Source organism: Serpentinicella sp. ANB-PHB4, assembly GCF_031432315.1.
Taxonomy (GTDB): domain Bacteria; phylum Bacillota; class Clostridia; order Peptostreptococcales; family Natronincolaceae; genus Serpentinicella.
The window spans coordinates 41,529-60,101 of the sequence record NZ_JAVKGO010000001.1 but is presented as its reverse complement, the minus strand read 5'-3'; the positions used below and the strand labels follow the sequence as shown (position 1 = coordinate 60,101).

Sequence of the window (18,573 nt, the reverse complement as noted above, 5' to 3'; positions counted from 1 at the left end):
TTCAATTTTATTTCTGCTTCTAAACATACTTATATATATTTTAACATATATTTACTAAATTTTTAACATTTTATGATTAATCAATAAAAAAACAGGCCCGGAGGCCTGTTTTATTTACTATACTTATCTATCAAATTTTGTAAAGCACGAGCTTGTGTACCACTCTCTTCAGCAAAATTTTTAAATGCTTCTTGAACTTCTTCATCTTTTGTATGTTTTGAGAACATTTCATAATCTCTAACCATTTCCTGTGCGTCTAATAGCTTTTTAGTTATCATATCTTTTGTATCTAGATTCATATTTTGCACCTCCTTTTACCTATTTTGAGTATTTGATAGGCAAATTATGTACCATCAATTAAAATATAGTTAAATCACTACTGAAGATTTTGACTTATTTAATTATAAGTTATAAAATAACTGAGTAAAGAAAAATATGATTAGGAGGATATTCTATGTTTGATTATCATATGCATAGTCAGTTTTCACCAGACGCATATATGACAATGAAAGAAGCTATTGAACAAGCTATTCATCTTGGGCTGTCTGAAATATGCTTTACAGATCATTTAGACTATGTTTTCGATGGACACAATGACATAAAATTTAGCTTTTCAGAGTATTTTCAAGGTATAGAACACTATCAAGATTTATATAAAAATAAAATAATTATTAAACAGGGTGTTGAAGTAGGACTACAGCCACACATCCTTAATCAATGCGAAGAGGATATTTTATCATCACCCTTTGATTTTGTAATCGCTTCTGTTCATAGTGTTGAAAAAAATGATCTCTACTCTGGAAATTTTTTTGATAGTAAAACGCAAAAACAAGCGTATTTGAAATATTTTGAAGAGATGTTATATGTAATTAAACACTTTAAGGCTTATAATGTATTTGGTCACTTAGATATGATTAAGCGCTACGGAGGTTTTGATGTAATTCTTCCATTAGAAGAATATAAGGAAATTACAACCACTATATTGGAAGAAATTATTAGCAATGATAAAGGAATCGAATTGAATACATCGGGTATTCGTTATAAGCTTGGTGATTACCATCCTTCATTGGATATCATTAAACACTATTATGATCTAGGAGGGAGAATGATAACATTAGGCTCGGATGCACATGTAGCTAAAGATATTGCTTTTGATTTTAAGAGGGCTTTGAACTGTCTTAAAGATATTGGATTTAAATACATAGCAACTTTTGATAAGATGGAACCAAAATTCCATGAAATAGATAAATTATAACTCTCTGTATTTATTCATAGATATAGCAAAAATATCTGCGGTTGTTGGCGGAGTGAAAGTGATGGCATTTGCACCCGCCTCAATTGTCTTTTGAACTGTCTCTTCTGTATTTCCACCTGTTGCAATAATTGGAACTGTACTGTCTATTTGTCGTATCTTTTTAACTATATTAGGTGTATTTTTAGCTCCTGAAACATTAATAATTCCAGCCCCAGCTCTTAGCCTAGATAAAACATCTTCATTTTCTGAAACTACCGTTACAACTATTGGTATATCAATAGTATCTTTTAGTGCTGTTATAATTTCGTTCGGTGTAGGCTTGTTAACAACAACACCTATTGCACCCTGAAATTCTGCATGTAAAGCAATATTTATCACACGATTTCCTGTTGTATGTCCTCCACCTACACCGCAAAATACAGGGACATCAGAAGCTAGCAAAAGTGCTTGATTGATTACCAATTGAGGTGTAAAAGGGTAAACAGCGATTACTGAATCAGCATTCGTATTTTTTATAATTGCTACATCTGTACTAAAAAGTACGGATTTTATTCTCCTTCCAAAAACTTTTATCCCACTGGCTTCTGCAATACATTTAGGTAATTCAATATAATTACTTCTAAATACCCCTTTAATTTCAGGAACATATTTTGTCTTTTTAATTTTTGATTCCATATTACTTTTCGCCTCATTTACCGTTAGTATATCTTATTAATTATTTACTATACTTTTCAAACAAGTCGTCTAAAGCCTCTCTTAACAAAAATGCCTCTGTCTTATCAGATTTTTTTGATAACTCAGTTAATCTTTCAAGTTGAGTCTTTGTGTAGTAATTAGATTTGAGTATCATGTTTTCAGTTTCGGCAATACAAACACGATTTTTACCTTCTCTTTTCGCTCTAAAGAGTGCACTATCACTCGCTCTAAACAATTCTATAGCATTTTTGGCATGCCTAGGAAAATTTGCTATACCAGCGCTAATTCTTATATTTATTTCTCTTTTACCATCGTTTACTAATGAAAAAGCATTCTTATCAAAATATTTTCTTATTTCCTCCATCATTATAAATCCAGTTTCAGCTGAAGTATTATTAAATAGAACTTTAAACTCATCTTTATTGTAACGACATACACTGTCTTCGCCTGTTAAATTTTGATTTAGGACAGAAGCAATCTTTTCTATCACTCGGTCCCCTACAATTTCACCGTAATAGCTATTAACTTTTTCAAAATTGTCAATATCAATTGTTGCTAAAGTAAAGTTCTCCATTGAATTTTGGATTTTCTTTTCCATTAATTCAGTAAATTCTTCTTTCTGCATTATCCCTTCAATTTTTTCTATCATAACAATACACCACCTTAACGTTTGTCCATTTTATTTGATATATATATATGTACCCATATTAACATATTATTCCCAATTTTATAAAGTTTTTTGTAACTTCTACTAATTGTAATAAAGATATTTGTTACAGAATATTAATTTACTATCTTGTTCTAATGAGGTGGTATTTTGAAAAAGTCATCTTTTGTTTTTGGTACAATCATTTTAGCAGCTGTGAACCTTATTGTTCGATCCCTTGGATTTATTTATAGAATTATACTTTCTAGGCTTATTGGAGCTGAAGCTATTGGATTGTATCAAATGGTTTACCCCTTTCTTATGATAGCTATTACTATTACCACCGCAGGAATTCCTATAGCAGTGTCAAAAATGATAGCAAAAGAAAATAGTATAAACAATAAAAATGGTGTATATAAGGTGCTTGGAATGGCACTTTTATTTGGTGGGGTTTTATCATTTGTACTAACTATTATAATTTCTTTAGAAATTAGATACATTACATTTAACATTTTAAAAAATCCAAACCTTTACTATCCCGTTATTTTTACTATACCAGCTATTACTTTTATTACTTTTTCAAGTATCCTTAGAGGTTTTTTCTATGGTTTAAAAGATATTAAACCAGCTGCAAACGCTCAAATACTTGAACAAATTTTTAGAATAGCTTTTGTACTGACTTATATCTACTATACCCAACCTGACAATCCAGTTATGGCAGCTAATATTGCAATCGTTGGTATTAGTATAGGTGAGTTTTTTAGTTTGCTTTATTTAGTATTAAAGTTTAATCTTAAAAAAATAACCAAAAAAAAGTATTTATTTGAGTACAAAAAAATTTCTTCATTGAATATCTTAAGTGATCTTTTATATATTTCAGTACCTATTACTTTGAGTCGTTTAGTTTCAGTAGTAATGCAGTCAGTTAATTCTATACTAATTCCTCAAAGACTTGTAGCTGCTGGTTTATCTTCTGCTGCAGCAATTGAGGTTTTTGGAAAGATATCTGGCATGGCTATGCCATTACTATTTTTACCTTTCACTGTAACTACCGCACTTGTTATTAATATTATTCCAAATATTTCAGAGCAATTAGCAGTTAAGAATTATAAAGAGGTCGAATATCAATCTAGCCTCGCACTAAGAGTAACAATTTTAATCGCCCTACCCGTTACCATTGTATTTGTTGTCTTTGGTCAACACATTGCTTCTCTTGTATATAATGATCCTCAAGTAGGAAATTTCCTCTCATTTGTAAGTTACGCTACTTTATTTCTTTGTTTACAGCATACAAGTTCAGGAATTTTACATGGGATGGGAAAGCAAGTTATTACTACGCTCAATTATTTGTGTGGCATGGGAATACAGTTATATTGTACTTATTTTTTAATACCAAATCCCCAATACGGTATTAATGGATTTTTTATTGGATTTTTACTTTCTACTTTTATTATCGCAACACTGAATATAGTTACACTTTCAAGATCAATTAAAATAAATCTACCACTATTTCAAACAATTATTAAACCCTTATTTTGCTCTCTGATTATGATTACTAGTATTCTTTTTTCTTTTAATTTGATGTTTTCAATAACAAAAAGTAATAACCTAAGTACTTTAATATCTTGTGCTATTGGTGGATTAATTTATTTATTGTTACTTAGCGTTACTAAAACATTTAATTTTAACAGTATAAAACCTAATTCATAGACACTATTTAAATAAAAAAAAACAAGTGCTGGTATAAGCACTTGTTTTCTGCATTTTTTATTCTATTATCTATTTAATAATTTATTAGAAACAATTCCTACAATTGCAGCTAAGCTCAATCCTTCTAATTGTATCCCTTCTGTTATAGCAATTCCTCCAGCTGCTTCTGTTCCTATTCCTATTACAAGAATTAAAGCTGCAATCAACAGATTTTTACTATCTGAGAAATCTAATTTTGCTTCAATCATTGTTCTCATACCTACACTAGCAATCATACCGAATAGAACAATACTGATTCCACCCTTAACTGGATCGGGCAATGAACCAAGAATAACTTCGAAGTGCCCCATAAAACTTAAGAAAATTGTTATAATGGCTGCAGCCCTTAATATACTAGGATCATAAACTTTTGTTACAGCTAGTACACCTGTATTTTCACCATACGTCGTATTAGCTGGCCCACCTATTAGACCTGCAAATAGTGTTGCTACACCATCTCCCAACAGTGTACGATGTAATCCTGGTTCACTAAAAAAGTCTTTTTCTACTACAGAACCATTAGTTGTAATATCTCCAATATGTTCCATAAATACAACTAGTACAATTGGTGCGATTAATAGTATAGCGGTCCAATCGAATTTAGGCAATGTCATCCCAGGAACTCTAAACATACTTGCCTCGCGTAGCTCTGCAATTAATTCTGTAGTATTAATTACTCCTAACGCCATTGATAATACATAACCAACAAGAATACTAATTAAGATTGGTAGTAGTTTGATAAATCCTTTTGTGTAAACAGAAATACTAACTAACGTAATAAGAACAACACCTGCAATTAACCAATTACTTGAAGCCATTCCAATTGCAACTGGGCTTAGGTTTAAACCTATTACAACGATCATTGGTCCTGTTACGATTGGTGGGAAAAATGATTTGATTTTGTCAATGCCATAAATTTTTACAAGCGATGCTAAAATTACATACAGTAAACCAGCAATCATAATTCCACCTTGGGCATAAGCTAAATCACCAAATCTGTCTTTTACTGCTAAAATTACTGGTATAAAAGCAAAACTTGATCCGAGAAATACTGGAACCATACCCTTTGTTAACAAATGAAAAATAAGTGTTCCTACTCCAGCTGATAACAAAGCAACTGCAGGATTAAGTCCTGTAATTGCCGGTACTAAGACTGTTGCACCAAACATTGCTAGTAAATGCTGAAATGCAAGTACCCATTTTTTAATTCCGATTTTTTCTTCTGTCATTTTTTATTCCCCCTTGGTTTATTGTGGGGAAATATACCTTAAATGTATATTTCCCTTTTTAGCCTCTCTGGACTAATTTAAAGGTTATTTATTTTCAATAACAACTAAGTTGTCATTATCGACTTCATCAAGCTTTACTTTCACTAACTCATCTTTTGAGGTTGGTACATTTTTACCAACAAAGTCAGCTCTTATTGGTAGTTCTCTGTGACCTCTATCAATCAACACTGCTAGCTGTACTTTACTTGGGCGTCCTAAATCTATAACCGCATCTAATGCAGCTCTAACTGTCCTTCCAGTAAAAAGTACATCATCTACAAGTATTACAGTTTTATTATCTATATCATAGTCTATTTCTGTAGGTTTAACTTTCGGTGTTGATTCTAATTTTTGTAAATCATCTCTGTAAAAAGTAATATCAATTATACTTACAGGTACATTTAAATCCTCAATCTCTTTTATTTTTTCTGCAAGTCTATTTGCTAAAGGAACACCTCTTGTTTTAATGCCAATTAGTATGACATCTTTTGCACCTTTGTTTTTTTCTGTTATTTCATGGGCTATTCTAGTAATTGCCCGATTAATGCCTTTAACATCCAAAATTTGTACTATCTTACTCATAAATCCACCACCACGTTTTTATATTAAGTTTTAAGGATATTTAACAGCTTACTAAAGTAATTTGGAATTTCAGAATTAAATTCAATATATTTATTGTTTCTTGGGTGAATAAACCCAAGTGTCTTTGCATGAAGCACTTGCCCCTCCAAGTTAAATTTCAAACTTTCTTTCCCATAAACTTCATCTCCCAGTAATGGGTGTTTAATATAAGCCATATGAACTCTTATTTGATGCGTTCTACCCGTTTCTAGCTGTGCTTCAATATAGGTATGATCTTTTAATGGACTAATTACACTTACATGAGTGATCGCATTTCTACCTGACTCTACAACAGCCATTTTTAGGCGATTGTTTGGATTCCTACCGATTGGTGCATCGATTTTAATTTTATGATCTTTTATTTTTCCAACAGCAATTGCATGATATTGCCTTGTTATCGAATGTTCTTTTAACTGCTGAGCTAAAGACCGATGAGTAAAATTATTTTTAGCCACCATGAGTAATCCAGATGTGTCCTTATCAATTCTATGGACAATTCCGGGTCTAATTATACCATTAATTGACGACAATTGTCCACGACAATGATATAAAATTGCATTTACTACTGTGTTTTCATAATTACCTGCTCCGGGATGTACAACCATTCCTTGTGGTTTGTTTATTATTAATAGGTCTTCATCTTCAAAGACAATATCTAGAGGTATGTTTTGGCTTTTCACATCCAGTTCTTTTGGTACCGGAACCTGTACACTAACTTCATCACCAATTTTTATAATATATTTACGCTTCTCACTTTTTTTGTTTACTGTAACTAATCCATCTTTAATCATCTGCTGTATATAATTTCTACTATATTGTTTGAGTTGCTCAGATAAATAAACATCTAATCTTAAGCCTTCTCTGTCTTCAACTTCAAACACATAACTCTCCAAAATTGTTACAACTCCTTTTGCTTTAGGTTATCATATTTCAAGACCACATAAATCAAGATGATTTGCCCTATAACAATAGCTATGTCTGCGATATTGAATACAGGCCAAACTCTAAAATCAATAAAGTCAATCACATAGCCAAACCGAATTCTATCAATTAAATTTCCAATTGCACCACCGATAATTAAACTTAAGCTGACTATAACCGATTTTTTCAAGTTATCTATAGTAAGTAGATAATAGATCATAACCGCTAGTATTATAAATGTGACGATAATAAAAAATAGTTTTTGGTCTTGCATTATACCAAAAGCTGCGCCTCTATTCTCTACATAAGTAAAGTGTAAAATATTTTCTACTATATACATTTGTCTTATTTCTTTCAAAGAAGATACTACCCAAGTCTTGGTTATTTGATCAAATATAATTATAAAAAGTGCAATTAAAATCCACATAAAATCAGCTCCCCTCAATGTCTTTATGATTATAACATAAAATAAACTAAAAAAAGATACTTTATGTATCTTTTTTTAACAATTTACTATTAAACATGTTCATCATAATGACCATCTGGCAGTTGTTCAATGTATTGTTCATTAGAAATATTCTCTACATCTTGAACCTCTCTTGAATCATCATCAAAAATACCTAAATGATCGCCTGTGGAAAATGAAGGGTCACTTTTTACTTGATTAAACTTTGCAACCTCTTGATATGCATCTTCTCCATCAAATCCTGTGTAATCATTTATGTTACTTGTACGTCCAAAAGCAGGATATAATAAATCTTCTTCAGATGGTCTTGTTTCAACAGTATCTTGTATAGGCAACTTTTCTTTAGCACATTCCATACATATATTTGCCTCTGGCAGTGCTTCTAATCTTTCCTCTGGTATCGTATTGTTACATAAAGTACATTCTTCATAAGTCCCATTCTCTATTTTTTCAATGGCTCTATCTATTTCTGTAATTCGATATCTTTCATGATTTTCAAGATTGGCCTGCATAGAAGTCATAAACATTTCAGTTCCTAAATCAGCTGGATGATTATCATATGCGGACAATTCTTCGGTATACTCTCTCATAGAAGCACTATTAGGTTGTCGATCTTCCATGCTCTTTAATGTTTCTAATATTTCATTTTTTTCATTTTGCAATCGACGTTTAAAATATTGTAATTTATTAGACTCCAAATAAATCCTCCTATCTATAGGTTTCTATTACTTCAAGAAGTTCAGCAATTATTTTTCCAATATAGGGTAGATTTACCCACCCTCTCATTAAATAGACTAATGCTCCTACAAATAAAGCAGTTAATACTGTAAATCCTAGTCCCATACCTATTCCACGTATTAATCCCATAACAAAATTCATTAATATAAGTTTTTTGGGATTTGAGAGCATTTCAATATATTCTGCTATTCTTATATTGTCCATTTTTCTTGATAAAACATCAATCTTATCAATATCTTTTGTTCCTTTATTTTTTCTGGACATCTATAAATCTCCTTGAAAATATTTTACCCCTTGTAAAAAAATTTATTTGGTTAAATTGTAATTAGTATTCTACTTTTATTTGAAATATATAGTTATAATTATCTATGTTTTAATATTTCCTTCACAATATTCTTCGAATTATTAGATGCCTTTTCGACAAACTCATTAAAATTATTGTGTGCACTACCATCTGCTTTATCTGACATAGACCTAATAATGACAAATGGGATATTATTCAAATAACAGGTATGCCCAATGGCAGCTCCTTCCATTTCTGTACTAAATGCATTAAATGTATTCTTAATTTTTTCTTTTAGCTCATTACTACTTACAAAAACGTCTCCGGATACAATTCTTCCTTTAAGCACTTTTTCTGTTTTTAAAGCCTTCTTTGAAGCTTCTATTGCTTCTGCAACTAAAGATTTATCAGCATTAAAAATTGATGTTTCCATCCTTGGAATTTCACCTATTTTGTACCCAAATCCTGTTACATCAAAGTCATGTTGTAGCACATCTTCAGAGATAACAACATCCAAAATATCTAAGTCATTGTGAACTGCTCCAGCAACACCTGTATTTATAATAACTGTTACATTGAATTTATCAATTAAGATTTGAGTGCAAATAGCAGCGTTAACTTTACCTATCCCACACTTAACAAGAACAATCTCTTTTTCTTCTAATTTACCTATATAGAAATCCATACTCGCAATATTAATATGCTGTAATATTTTCATTTCATCCTTTAATATATTTACCTCTTCTTCCATAGCTCCAATGATCCCTACTCTACTCATCATTATGCCTCCTTTAGAATTTAAAAATCTCGCTCTTTTTATAGAACGAGATAGTAGTAGTATTTCCCAAGAAATAGTGTTATAATCTTATTTTTCAACTTCTTCGAATCCATTTAAAACTGATTCTAATTGAGATTCTAACAAAGTCTTAAATCTGGTTTTAAATATTTGCATTTCTTTTTTCATACTTTCAAATTCTTGGTTAACTTTATCTACTTCTTTATTTGACTTTTCAATAATTTGCTTTGCTCTCAATTCTGCCTCTTCAATAATTAATTCAGATTTTTTTATAGCATTATTTTTTACCTCTTCTGCAGATGTTTGTGCAACAATTAAGGTATTTTTAAGTGTTTCTTCAATATTTTTATATTTATCAATTTCAACATGAATTTTTTCAATTTTTTCCTTTAATTCTGAGTTTTCTTTATAAAGTTTCTCATAACTAATCATTATTTGATCAAGAAACTCATCTACATCATCCTCGCGATATCCCCGTAACCCTCTGCTAAATTCTTTGTTCTGAATATCTAATGGTGTTAGCATATATCTGGCCTCCTTATAATGGTTTTTTAATTATAACTTGTGTCCTATCTGACTTGGTTCTTCTTCCAATAGTTTTAATTTCTATACGTCCTTTTCCTCGTAATGAAATTATATCTCCTTCTTTTAATAAGGAATTGTTTTTATTAACTGTTTCCCAATTAACTGTAACTTTATCTTTAGTAATAACACTTTGTGCATCTCCACGGGAAAGTTTAAAAGCTAAGCTTATAATTGCATCGAGTCTTAGTGAGGCTACGAAACCTTGAATCTCTTTATATTCTTGTATTGGAATTTGAATGTTACTTAATAAAATATTTTTCAGTTTCACTTCATTACTTCCAACATGGGTTAAGTTGAAGATTAGAAAATCGATTAAGGTTTTGTCTACTATTAATTGATATTTATTTTTATGTATTAATATATCACCTAGTTTTTCTCTTTTTAGACCAAGTCCTAAAGCAGCTCCCAGTATATCTCGATGATTTATTTCATTTCTTGACTTAGATGTAATTTCTATTGCACTAATTGGTACTTCAATTGAATTGTCATCTAAATAATCTTGGTATATTGCAACAATCTCCCTTTCAGCGTCTTCAAAGCCACCAAAGCTTTTATATGCTAAGTCAGGAAAAGCGTTAATCAACTGAATTACACATTTCTTTTCATATGGATTTAAAAAATGTGTATATTTAACCTCATGCTTTTTTAAAACAATATGAACTATATCTAACACCCTATTTGTTAATTGTCTAATCTTTAAATCTTTTATATGTATTAAGTACTTTTCCTTGTCTATCACTTTATCACCTAAATAAATTGTAAAATTTGATTAAATATAAATCTTACTAAAAACAAAGAAATAATCGGTGAAAAATCTATCATTCCATTGTAACCTAAGCCATAAATTAATTTTCTTACTGGCGCTAAAATTGGTTCAGTTGTTGTATGAATAAATTGAACAATAGGGTTATAAGGGTTTGGTCTTACCCAAGATAATAGCACCCTAACTAAAATTAAAAATTCTATTACTCTGCTTAACTGCATTAGTGCTAATCTAACCGTCGAAGCATTAGGCAAAAATAATCACTCCTTTATTTATTCCAAGGGAATACACCTTTATTTTTTAATTCTTCTTTAATATTCCCTGCTATCTCAACATTATTAGGTGCAAGTATAAATATGCCAGAAGAAACTTTTTGTATGTTACCATCTAAGGCATATATTGCTCCATTTAAGAAATCAAAAGATTTTTTTGCTAACTCAGGATCTAAACTTTCTAAGTTAATAATAACAGGTTTTCTATTCTTTAAATTATCAACAATTCCAGTTACCTCTTCAAAGGCAGCAGGTTCATAGACTAACACTTTCATTTGAGTAGTCGTATGAATGTTAACAACCTTATTTTTCTTGCTATTCACTACTGCGTAGTTCTCATCCTCTTGAAGTTCATCATCCATTTCCTCTTCGTCCTCAAAAACATCCAAACCTATGAAATATTTTACTTTATCAATAATCTTTGCCATCACTTTTCCCCCTTAGTATTATCGTTTTCCAAAGATTGCGCTACCTACTCTAACTAGATTTGCACCTTCTTCTATAGCAATGTCGAAATCATTAGACATTCCCATAGATAAATATTCCATTTCTATATTTTGTAACTTGTGTTTAGAAATCTCTTTTGATAATTCTTTTAATGATTTAAAGTATTTTCGTGTATCTTCTTTATCTTTAACATATGGTGCCATAGTCATAAGTCCTTTTATTTTTACATGAGTTAATTTATCTAATACATACATTAAGTCAACTGCCTCATGACTTTTTACTCCAAACTTTGTTGTCTCATTGGATACATTTACCTGTAATAAGCAAGATACTTTTCTATCGATTTTTTTAGCTCTCTTATTAATCTCCAAAGCTAATTCATAGGAGTCCAAAGAGTGTATTAAATCTACTTTATCTACTATATATTTAACTTTATTTTTTTGCAAATGTCCAATCATGTGCCACTTAACTTTATCTTTTAAATGGTCATATTTCTCTAATAATTCTTGTACTTTGTTTTCACCTATATCTGTAACTCCACACTCAATGGCTTTTTCAATTTTGTGCATATCTACTGTCTTAGTCACAGCTATCAAATTAATATTACTCGGATCATGACCTTTTTTATTTGCTGCATCTTGTATTGTTTTATTAACATCTTCTATTTTTTGTCTAATCTCCACCATATTCCCCCTATCGTATTTTTTGACCATCTTCATATTGACTTGGATTAAGAACAATTTCATCATAATAGGTTATAGTAGATATTCTCTCCCTGTTGTCATTAAGGAAAAATGTATTTTGTACAACTGTGTCTTTATCATTTTGACTTAATACGTTAATTGGTATAAATCTAATATATCCTATTCTATTAACTCTAAAAACACCTAGATTCCCATTTTGTTCAACAATGGATTCGGTAGGGATAACAATCCCATCACGGGTATCTTTTATTAATTCTAAGCTTATATGCCGTTTATAGTGGAATCCTGGCAAATGCTCACTTACATTTAAAATTAAAAGTGAATTGTTTGCTTCTTTATCATTTATAATCTTTTTTATTTGCGCATTGTATTCACGCTCATCGCCTGGTTCCCTTATGTTTAATGTTTGTCCAATAGTTAGACCTTTAACTTCGTTTTTATCCAAAGGAATAATTATGTTATACCTGTGACTTGTGATTATTCTTAATGCACTATTGCCTTCTTCATCTTTATATTTTTTATTATCATTCAATATATTTCTGATCGTTTTTACATCACTTGGTTGCAATTCTTTAACAGTGTCCATATTTAAGATTTCTTCTAGTCCATCTTTTCCTAACCCAATGTAACCAGCATAATTAGCATGTATCATTTTTGTGGTGTTTGATATTTGCTCCTTTAGTAGTTTTTTTTCTTGTTCTAAACTTGATAAATTTCCACCTGAAAAACTTTGGTCTCCAGAGATAACATTCTTTTTATCAAGTATATCATCCAGTTCTCTTTTTAGATTATCTGCTGTTTCGTAGTCCTCTTCATTAATAGCAGTTTGTATCAAATCTATATGTTGTGTTAACTGGTTGTCTATTTTTGTTAAATCACTTTTAAGTAGACTATTTTCTTTTTGTGAATTTTCAATGTTTTTAATCCTTGATTCAATCACATTTAACTGTTGCTTTGCTTTGCTTTGGTCTTCTTCAGAAAGTATATACTTAGCAATCTTTTGTCCTTTAGCTACTTTTTCACCTGGTGCTATAAAGTATTCCGCTTTGCCCATACCTGATGTTATTACCTTTTCGTTTCTAACAATAAAACTTTCTACTGAGATTGTTTCTTCAACCTTTCCGTAAGTTGCTATATGAGTTTGTTTATTTGTACCTAAGATTGGCCATAATCTAGAAATGAAAAATATAATTGCTATAACAATCCCTATTCCTCTAATTCGCCGCTTACGTAAATTTCTTTTTTTCATTTCATCACCTTCCTACTACCCATTTATAATATTCTTCACTTGCGTTTAAATTCCTTTATTTTAAACGATATTTTTATTATTTTAATAAAAATTCTGAAGCTGTTTATCACTTCTTTATATTTAATTTTATAAAAAAAAAGATTCTATAGAAATAGTCTTTGATCACTATTTATAGAATCGCTTCTCAGAATATAATCTTTATACTGAATCTATACTTCTACTAATAACATTAATAGGCCATAGATACAGCCAATTATTAGAGATATTTCTAAAATTGATGTTACGACATTATATAAAACATTTCTCTTAAAACGTAATTCATTATCCTTTATGTCATTAATGGTATTTTTTTTAACTTTGGACGGCAAAGTATTCATTAGTATATCAACCCTTTATTATTGTAATAATTGTTATTTAAGGTGCTATACTATAATATATTATTTAAATTGTTTAAATATGATTTTATATTTTATCAGTTATTTCTTTACGGTTAATATAATACCTTTATGACCATCTCCTGATATTGCAGATATATTTTCTGTTTTTAAAGTTCTAATTAACCCATCTGACTTAAGGCTATCAAAGTAGTAAATTGCATAGGTTTTATTGTTATAATCAGTAAATTTAATTTCATTCTCATCCTTAAGGAAATCAATGTATTCTTCTAATGCTAAATTGTTATTAAATATAATTTCTGCATGGGGTTTTCCTACATACCTAAAATGCCATGGCTCATATATAATGCCGGTTATATCCATTTTTTCTTCTTCATAGCGTAATATATAACCATATTTCCATGAATTCTTACTTAACCAGCTTCCGACTGTTGTAGACTCAAAGGATTGGCTTAAGTTTAACATCCTTCCATTTTCATCTAGATTTGTAATATCAACAGCTAGACCAGTTTGATGCTCACTTGTACCAGGTATTGCATTTACTGTGGCTGCTTTTTTAAATGCTGTTTCATAATCATAAGTTTGTTTTAATCTTTGTACTCTTTGGTTAAATAAATGTTCTTGTCTTGCAAATGATCTAAAAGTACTAGCCATAATCATACCCCTAATTCCTTGGTCATAGGCATCTTTAGCCATTTTATAATATGCATCAAAAGCATTTCTATCCATAATCATGTTATTCGTTTGTATTAAAATATACTCATTTTTTACAGCTGTTAGATTTATAATATCTAAAGGTTCATAACCTTCATCTAGGGGATACTCTCTATTAACTAAAAAAACATCTCCTTGTTTTGTATCATCAGTCCATTCTAATTTTCGATCAAAATTTGAATATATCAACCTATTTAATGTATTATCATATACAAATGAATGGTCTATATTTTTAGCTTCTGTCTTTGCTTTTTCAAATTCATCAAAAGAGTTTATAAACCCTGAATCAGTGTATAATGTATATTGTTTGTAATTGTTAAAAACTTCTTCATTTGTGGTGCTTTTTTTCACTGAAATATTTTCATACGAACGATCAAATTCTAATGCTTCTTCAACTGTTTCAACACTATCTATTAAAGTATCACCTTGGTATATTTGGTAAAATACTGATATTTCATTTTTATTTTCTTGTCCATTATTTATGGCTGAGTCAAAAGGGCTTGGCATACTAAGTGCTTGCCATATGGACAGCGCTATAACACTAACTGCAATTACCTTTACAGAATTCTCTTTTCCAAGATCAAACATAATATCCTCCTATGATACTTATTTTGAATTAATTATAACATAGTTAGATATTTTTCGACACTTGTTTATGAAATCATTCATACTAATATAACAACTACTCTAGGAAATTAATAAGCATATAATTTTTTAAACTTGACTTATATTTTCTGAAAAACATCAGTGATGACTTATGTCATTTTCTACAGCTAAAAAAACAGCTTGGATAGCTGTTTTTATATGTTATGATACTTCTTTTTGTACTGCAACTTCTAATGCACTTGCAAGTTGATCTGGACATGATGTAGCTCTGGGTCCACATTCTATTCCTTTTAGTCTTGCTATAGCTTCATCCACATGCATGCCCTCTATAAGTTGACTTATTCCTTTTAAATTACCGGAACAGCCTCCTAAAAATGAAACTTCTTTAACTATACCTTCACTAATTGTGAAATTAATTTTTTGAGCACAAACCCCTCTTGGTGTATACGAATACATTGCGAATCCTCCTAATATCAGGTAATATAAAACAAACCAAACCTGCATCTAGTAAGACTACAGGTTTTACAAATGGTCTGGCTGACAGGAATTGAACCTGCGACCTCCAGAACCCCATTCTGGCGCGCTACCAAACTGCGCCACAGCCAGATATTTTCCTATTATAGTTTAATTGTAATTTCAATAATTGTCAACAAATGAGAAGAAAACAAACAAATAAATTACTTCGCTTGTTTTCTTCTCAAATTTTTTTAATGCTTTTGAGTCTATAGTATTATAGCAATCAAACCATTACCTTCATTAATTATTTTCTGTAATGTTTTTTGCAGTTTTATTCTTGTATCTTCAGGCATTAAGAATAATTTATTTTGCAGTTGTTCTTTTACCATATCATGAAGGGATTTTCCAAACATATTTGTCTCCCAAATCTTATCTGTATCTTGTTCAAATTCTTCTAGTAAGTAACGTACTAATTCTTCACTTTGTTTCTCTGTTCCTACTATTGGAGATACCTCTGTAGCTATATCCGCTCGCATAAAATGCAGTGAAGGTGCATTTGCTCTCAATTTTACACCAAATTGATTTCCATGTTTAAAAATCTCTGGTTCTTCTAAAGTTAGTTCATCAAATGATGGTGGTACTAACCCATATCCAATTGTCTTCACATCTTCTAGCGCTTTTGCTATTTTATCATATTCCTTCTTAGCCTTTGCTAGCTCAGTTACTAAACCAATTAATTGATGTTCTCCCTCTATTGTGTACCCTGTTTTTTCATTTAAAATATCGTAGAATAAGTTATAATTGGTTTTCAAGTCAATTAGAGCTGAGCCATCGCCCATTCTAATATTTTTTAAATCAACATTTTCAACATTTTCAACTTCTTTCAACCCATCTACTAGTATACTTACATCTTTAAGCTTTCTTATATTACTTACAATATCCTTTATTCCATTAATAATAGAGCTTTTAAGCCAATGGCTGGATTCTATGCTTTCAACCCAAGCTGGTAAGTTTATATTTATTTCATTAATTGGAAATTCAAATAAAACACTCTCTAGAACTTCATTTATGTCAGCTGTGTTCATTATGGCACAATCTTTTGCTACTACGGGTACTTGATATTTATTTTCTAACTCCTCTTTTAAATTAATTGCTTCTTCAGATGTTGGGGTTTTAGAGTTTAGTACAATTACAAATGGTTTATTAATTTCTTTCAACTCATTTATAACACGTTCCTCAGCTTCAACGTAGCTATCCCGATCTATTTCTGTAATAGAACCATCAGTAGTTACAACAAGCCCAATTGTTGAGTGTTCTTGTATAACCTTTCTTGTTCCAATTTCAGCTGCTTCCTCAAATGGAATTTGTTTTTCAAACCATGGTGTATTAACCATTCTTGGTATGCCTTCTTCTTGATGCCCTAATGCTCCGTCTACAAGGTATCCTACGCAGTCGATCAATCTTAGCTTAAAGGTGGCATTATCTTTTAGAAATAACTCCACTGCTTCATTGGGAACAAATTTAGGTTCAGTTGTAGTAATCGTTTTACCAGCACCACTTTGTGGCAACTCATCTTTCGCTCTTTCTTTTTTATAGGCATTGTCTATATTGGGTAGTACCAAGGAATCCATCACCCTTTTTATAAGAGTTGATTTTCCTGTTCTTACTGGTCCTACAACGCCTATGTAAATATCTCCCTGCGTTCGCTGTGCTATATCGCTGTAAATACTATATTTTTCCATAAAATCCCCTCCTTTTGTCTGGATATAATTAGACATCCATACTATTAACACTATAAATATATGATTACAACATAATAATATGACAATCTTCTTTATAACATTAGGTTAAATATATAAGGGGAGTTATTAGGGTATAAAAAAATGCCTAGCATATAGGCATTCCGATTTTTACCATTCTATTTTTTCTTCTTCATAAATTTCCTCTATCTCTTGTTTTTTATTTCTGGACATTAATTTAATTACTGATTCTTTAACATCATGATTATTATATAAAACGTTATAAATTTGCTCAGTTATTGGCATATCAATATTTCTCTTCTTTGCTAGTTCATATGCCACTTTAGTTGTTGTTATTCCTTCAACTACCATCCCTATTTCTTCTAAAGTTTCCGCTAGTGTTTTTCCTTCTCCAATTAATATACCCGCTCTACGATTTCTACTGTGCATACTTGTACATGTTACTATCAGGTCTCCGATCCCGGATAATCCAGCAAATGTATATACATTAGATCCCATAGAATCTCCAAGTCTTGCTATCTCTCTAATGCCTCGGGTCATTAAGGCAGCTTTTGCATTATCACCAAAACCCAGTCCATCAACTATACCTGCACCAAATGCAATAACATTTTTTAATGCGCCCCCTAACTCAACACCAATTACGTCTGGATTTGTATAAACCCTAACCACAGACGTCATAAATACCATTTGTACGTATTCTGCAATTTCTTTATTTTCTGCAGCTACAACAAGTGTTGTTGGCATATCTTTTCCTACCTCTTCTGCATGCGAAGGTCCAGAAAGAATAGCAAAAGGATGATTATCTAACGCTTCTTTTATAACCTCTGATATACGCAAATGGCTATTTTCTTCTAAACCCTTAGCAACATTAACTAGGATTTGTTCTTTTTTAACAATGGGTTTGATTTTTATTAAAAGCTGTCTTACCTTCTGTGTTGGAACTGCTAGTAAAATTATATCACTATTTGCTAGTGCTTTCTCTATGTCTAGCATATAGTCTACAGTATGTGGTAGCATAATATTCGGTAAGTATTTTCGATTTATTTTTGTTGCTTTCATCTCTTCATACTGCTTTTCATTTCTCATCCAAAGCTTAACATTATGTCCACTATTACCAAGAGAATACGCTAAAGCAGTTCCAAAACTTCCCGCTCCCAAAACTGTAACATTTACTTTTTTCATT

21 protein-coding genes, 1 tRNA gene and 1 pseudogene are annotated in these 18,573 nt (G+C 30.7%); 2 read left to right on the top strand and 21 right to left on the bottom strand.

The window, feature by feature from the left end:
* Positions 1-110: 110 nt before the first annotated feature.
* Positions 111-299, bottom strand: a complete 189-nt coding sequence (locus RH915_RS00385) for a hypothetical protein (protein ID WP_310477245.1) — start codon at positions 297-299, stop codon at positions 111-113.
* Positions 300-454: 155 nt separating this feature from the next.
* Here RH915_RS00385 and RH915_RS00380 point away from each other — a divergent pair, with 155 nt between their 5' ends.
* Positions 455-1,255, top strand: a complete 801-nt coding sequence (locus RH915_RS00380; protein ID WP_310477243.1) for a histidinol-phosphatase HisJ family protein — start codon at positions 455-457, stop codon at positions 1,253-1,255.
* Here the strand turns inward: RH915_RS00380 and RH915_RS00375 are convergent.
* On the bottom strand, positions 1,250-1,930 hold the full coding sequence (locus tag RH915_RS00375) for a hydrolase (RefSeq protein ID WP_310477241.1): 681 nt from the start codon (positions 1,928-1,930) through the stop codon (positions 1,250-1,252). The two genes, RH915_RS00380 and RH915_RS00375, sit on opposite strands and share 6 nt — an antisense overlap.
* Positions 1,931-1,970: 40 nt before the next feature.
* Positions 1,971-2,600, bottom strand: a complete 630-nt coding sequence (locus RH915_RS00370; protein WP_310477240.1) for a GGDEF domain-containing protein — start codon at positions 2,598-2,600, stop codon at positions 1,971-1,973.
* Positions 2,601-2,768: 168 nt separating this feature from the next.
* On the opposite strand from RH915_RS00370, the gene spoVB reads away from it, so the two are divergent.
* Positions 2,769-4,307 (top strand): stage V sporulation protein B, encoded by a 1,539-nt coding sequence (gene spoVB / locus RH915_RS00365; RefSeq protein WP_310477239.1) that lies wholly within the window; start codon positions 2,769-2,771, stop codon positions 4,305-4,307.
* A gap of 65 nt (positions 4,308-4,372) precedes the next feature.
* Here spoVB and RH915_RS00360 read toward each other — a convergent pair whose 3' ends face one another.
* The 18 genes and pseudogenes from RH915_RS00360 to RH915_RS00275 form a co-directional block, all read right to left on the bottom strand.
* A complete protein-coding gene (locus RH915_RS00360; RefSeq protein WP_310477237.1) occupies positions 4,373-5,575 on the bottom strand; it encodes a uracil-xanthine permease family protein in 1,203 nt (400 codons plus the stop codon).
* Between the two features lie 84 nt (positions 5,576-5,659).
* Complete coding sequence (pyrR, locus tag RH915_RS00355) at positions 5,660-6,196, bottom strand: bifunctional pyr operon transcriptional regulator/uracil phosphoribosyltransferase PyrR (protein ID WP_310477235.1); 537 nt, start codon at positions 6,194-6,196, stop codon at positions 5,660-5,662.
* Positions 6,197-6,219: 23 nt separating this feature from the next.
* Positions 6,220-7,128 (bottom strand): RluA family pseudouridine synthase, encoded by a 909-nt coding sequence (locus RH915_RS00350; protein WP_310477233.1) that lies wholly within the window; start codon positions 7,126-7,128, stop codon positions 6,220-6,222.
* A 5-nt stretch (positions 7,129-7,133) separates the two neighbouring features.
* Positions 7,134-7,583: a signal peptidase II gene (gene lspA / locus RH915_RS00345; protein WP_310477231.1), complete on the bottom strand. Its 450-nt coding sequence runs from the start codon at positions 7,581-7,583 to the stop codon at positions 7,134-7,136.
* 89 nt (positions 7,584-7,672) lie between these two features.
* Positions 7,673-8,320: a TraR/DksA C4-type zinc finger protein gene (locus tag RH915_RS00340; RefSeq protein WP_310477229.1), complete on the bottom strand. Its 648-nt coding sequence runs from the start codon at positions 8,318-8,320 to the stop codon at positions 7,673-7,675.
* A gap of 10 nt (positions 8,321-8,330) precedes the next feature.
* Complete coding sequence (locus tag RH915_RS00335; protein WP_310477228.1) at positions 8,331-8,624, bottom strand: DUF5665 domain-containing protein; 294 nt, start codon at positions 8,622-8,624, stop codon at positions 8,331-8,333.
* Positions 8,625-8,722: 98 nt separating this feature from the next.
* Positions 8,723-9,421, bottom strand: coding sequence for a 5'-methylthioadenosine/adenosylhomocysteine nucleosidase (locus RH915_RS00330; protein ID WP_310477227.1), 699 nt, complete (start codon positions 9,419-9,421; stop codon positions 8,723-8,725).
* A gap of 87 nt (positions 9,422-9,508) precedes the next feature.
* Entirely contained in the window at positions 9,509-9,964 is a 456-nt protein-coding gene (locus RH915_RS00325) for a DivIVA domain-containing protein (protein WP_310477226.1), read from the bottom strand.
* Between the two features lie 13 nt (positions 9,965-9,977).
* Positions 9,978-10,763, bottom strand: coding sequence for a YlmH family RNA-binding protein (locus tag RH915_RS00320; RefSeq protein WP_310477224.1), 786 nt, complete (start codon positions 10,761-10,763; stop codon positions 9,978-9,980).
* Between the two features lie 8 nt (positions 10,764-10,771).
* Positions 10,772-11,041: a YggT family protein gene (locus RH915_RS00315; protein ID WP_310477222.1), complete on the bottom strand. Its 270-nt coding sequence runs from the start codon at positions 11,039-11,041 to the stop codon at positions 10,772-10,774.
* A 14-nt stretch (positions 11,042-11,055) separates the two neighbouring features.
* Entirely contained in the window at positions 11,056-11,487 is a 432-nt protein-coding gene (locus RH915_RS00310) for a cell division protein SepF (protein WP_310477220.1), read from the bottom strand.
* A gap of 18 nt (positions 11,488-11,505) precedes the next feature.
* Positions 11,506-12,192 carry a YggS family pyridoxal phosphate-dependent enzyme gene (locus RH915_RS00305; protein WP_310477219.1) on the bottom strand — a complete coding sequence of 229 codons (687 nt, stop codon included), beginning with the start codon at positions 12,190-12,192 and terminating at the stop codon, positions 11,506-11,508.
* 7 nt (positions 12,193-12,199) lie between these two features.
* A complete protein-coding gene (locus RH915_RS00300) occupies positions 12,200-13,459 on the bottom strand; it encodes an HlyD family efflux transporter periplasmic adaptor subunit (RefSeq protein ID WP_310477217.1) in 1,260 nt (419 codons plus the stop codon).
* Positions 13,460-14,103: 644 nt separating this feature from the next.
* Positions 14,104-14,583 (bottom strand): annotated as a pseudogene (locus tag RH915_RS11475) (M15 family metallopeptidase); the annotation flags it as partial.
* Positions 14,584-15,375: 792 nt separating this feature from the next.
* Positions 15,376-15,630: a TIGR03905 family TSCPD domain-containing protein gene (locus RH915_RS00290; RefSeq protein ID WP_310477213.1), complete on the bottom strand. Its 255-nt coding sequence runs from the start codon at positions 15,628-15,630 to the stop codon at positions 15,376-15,378.
* A 73-nt stretch (positions 15,631-15,703) separates the two neighbouring features.
* A tRNA-Pro gene (locus RH915_RS00285) sits at positions 15,704-15,780 on the bottom strand.
* 116 nt (positions 15,781-15,896) lie between these two features.
* Positions 15,897-17,372 (bottom strand): stage IV sporulation protein A, encoded by a 1,476-nt coding sequence (gene spoIVA / locus RH915_RS00280; RefSeq protein ID WP_310477212.1) that lies wholly within the window; start codon positions 17,370-17,372, stop codon positions 15,897-15,899.
* 168 nt (positions 17,373-17,540) lie between these two features.
* Entirely contained in the window at positions 17,541-18,572 is a 1,032-nt protein-coding gene (locus tag RH915_RS00275) for an NAD(P)H-dependent glycerol-3-phosphate dehydrogenase (RefSeq protein WP_310477211.1), read from the bottom strand.
* Between the last annotated feature and the right edge of the window lies 1 nt (position 18,573).

Bases quoted from the DNA above. Each gene is read 5' to 3' on its own strand.
- RH915_RS00370 (WP_310477240.1), bottom strand. From the start codon at position 2,600: ATGATAGAAAAAATTGAAGGGATAATGCAGAAAGAAGAATTTACTGAA.
- RH915_RS00305 (WP_310477219.1), bottom strand. From the start codon at position 12,192: ATGGTGGAGATTAGACAAAAAATAGAAGATGTTAATAAAACAATACAA.
- RH915_RS00310 (WP_310477220.1), bottom strand. From the start codon at position 11,487: ATGGCAAAGATTATTGATAAAGTAAAATATTTCATAGGTTTGGATGTT.
- RH915_RS00360 (WP_310477237.1), bottom strand. From the start codon at position 5,575: ATGACAGAAGAAAAAATCGGAATTAAAAAATGGGTACTTGCATTTCAG.
- RH915_RS00325 (WP_310477226.1), bottom strand. From the start codon at position 9,964: ATGCTAACACCATTAGATATTCAGAACAAAGAATTTAGCAGAGGGTTA.
- RH915_RS00375 (WP_310477241.1), bottom strand. From the start codon at position 1,930: ATGGAATCAAAAATTAAAAAGACAAAATATGTTCCTGAAATTAAAGGG.
- RH915_RS00380 (WP_310477243.1), top strand. From the start codon at position 455: ATGTTTGATTATCATATGCATAGTCAGTTTTCACCAGACGCATATATG.
- RH915_RS00300 (WP_310477217.1), bottom strand. From the start codon at position 13,459: ATGAAAAAAAGAAATTTACGTAAGCGGCGAATTAGAGGAATAGGGATT.
- RH915_RS00385 (WP_310477245.1), bottom strand. From the start codon at position 299: ATGAATCTAGATACAAAAGATATGATAACTAAAAAGCTATTAGACGCA.
- RH915_RS00335 (WP_310477228.1), bottom strand. From the start codon at position 8,624: ATGTCCAGAAAAAATAAAGGAACAAAAGATATTGATAAGATTGATGTT.
- RH915_RS00330 (WP_310477227.1), bottom strand. From the start codon at position 9,421: ATGAGTAGAGTAGGGATCATTGGAGCTATGGAAGAAGAGGTAAATATA.
- lspA (WP_310477231.1), bottom strand. From the start codon at position 7,583: ATGTGGATTTTAATTGCACTTTTTATAATTATATTTGATCAAATAACC.
- RH915_RS00290 (WP_310477213.1), bottom strand. From the start codon at position 15,630: ATGTATTCGTATACACCAAGAGGGGTTTGTGCTCAAAAAATTAATTTC.
- RH915_RS00275 (WP_310477211.1), bottom strand. From the start codon at position 18,572: ATGAAAAAAGTAAATGTTACAGTTTTGGGAGCGGGAAGTTTTGGAACT.
- pyrR (WP_310477235.1), bottom strand. From the start codon at position 6,196: ATGAGTAAGATAGTACAAATTTTGGATGTTAAAGGCATTAATCGGGCA.
- spoIVA (WP_310477212.1), bottom strand. From the start codon at position 17,372: ATGGAAAAATATAGTATTTACAGCGATATAGCACAGCGAACGCAGGGA.